The organism is Synechococcus sp. R6-10, assembly GCF_047461815.1.
GTDB lineage: Bacteria > Cyanobacteriota > Cyanobacteriia > Thermostichales > Thermostichaceae > Thermostichus.
The window spans coordinates 1-1,167 of the sequence record NZ_JANSHW010000525.1 but is presented as its reverse complement, the minus strand read 5'-3'; the positions used below and the strand labels follow the sequence as shown (position 1 = coordinate 1,167).

At 57.6% G+C, this 1,167-nt stretch carries 1 protein-coding gene and 1 pseudogene; both read right to left on the bottom strand.

Annotated elements, in window-relative coordinates:
* Nucleotides 1–309: pseudogene (locus NW837_RS13245) on the bottom strand (YebC/PmpR family DNA-binding transcriptional regulator); the annotation flags it as partial.
* Between the two features lie 307 nt (nt 310–616).
* Nucleotides 617–1,167, bottom strand: a 551-nt coding sequence (locus tag NW837_RS13240; RefSeq protein ID WP_414332097.1) for a hypothetical protein, incomplete at its 5' end; no start/stop codon positions are given.

The window sequence follows — 1,167 nt, the reverse complement described above, 5'->3', positions numbered from 1 at the left end:
CATGGCCTCGATCAACACAGCCACCCCACCGGGGCCGTAGCCCTCGTAGCGAACTTCTTCCAGGGGGCTGTCGTCGCTCCAGTTGCCGGCTCCCTTGGCAATGGCTCGTTCAATGTTTTCGCTGGGCATCCCCGCTGCTTTGGCTTTCTCCACTGCCGCCCGCAACTGAAAATTCCCATCCGGATCTGGCAAGCCGTTGCGAGCTGCCACGATGATGGCCCGCGAGAGTTTGGTAAAGAGGCTGCCCTTTTTGGCATCTACACGGGCCTTTTGCCGTTTAATGTTGGCCCACTTGCTGTGTCCTGCCATGCCGCCACACACCAGTCAAGCAATGAATTGGAGGGATCCCTCCACTTTTGAAGCCTAGATCACCTCGGCTCAGGACTCAACCCCGCGACAACTGGGAGGGCACTGGCCTGGTCACAAATTAAATTATAGTTAGTTATTTCAAACAGCAGTGAAACGGTTCGTTATGTCGATTCCTAACTCCCTCTCCCAGAGAGAAACTGGGGGTAAGGGCAGCGGCGCGGAGCGCTTGGGGAGTATCTCAATCTGGTTTGAAATGACTATAACGAGGGATCCTTCACAACCCAGACTCAGCTACCCAACAAACCCATCAGGGCTGAATCGGCTGCCGCTGGATCACATCCCCTTGGGGCGGAGGCGGAGGGGCTGGGGTTTCTTGAGGGGTAGGCGTTGCCTCTATGGGAGGAGTTTCCCCAGGAGGCGGGGGCAGAGGGGGCACACCTTCTCCAGGCACAGGCCCAGGTGTAGGCGTGGGGGTTGGGGATGGAGTTAGAAAGGGCGTCACCTGTCCCAACAGCTCGGCATAGAAAATCGCATCTTGCTCTGGCCCAAAGCGCCCCACTTCCCAACGGTGACGGGGCACAAACATTGTTTGCAGCAGCACTTCCCGGCTGACAAAAGCGGGAGTACCCGAGAAGACGTAGCCATCGACAATGACCCGATTCAGATCGGGCCGAGTTTGAAACACCCGATCCACCTCCCGCAGCATCTCCGTATCCAGCCGCCCCAGCAGAGTTTCCAGGGTGTCTTCAGGGCTGATCGGTACCCGTACCGAAAAGCGATAGCCTTCGCAACGATAGTCCCCACAGATCTTGACCAGCTCGTTACGCACCCGGATTTGCGCCCCAGGATCCAAATTGC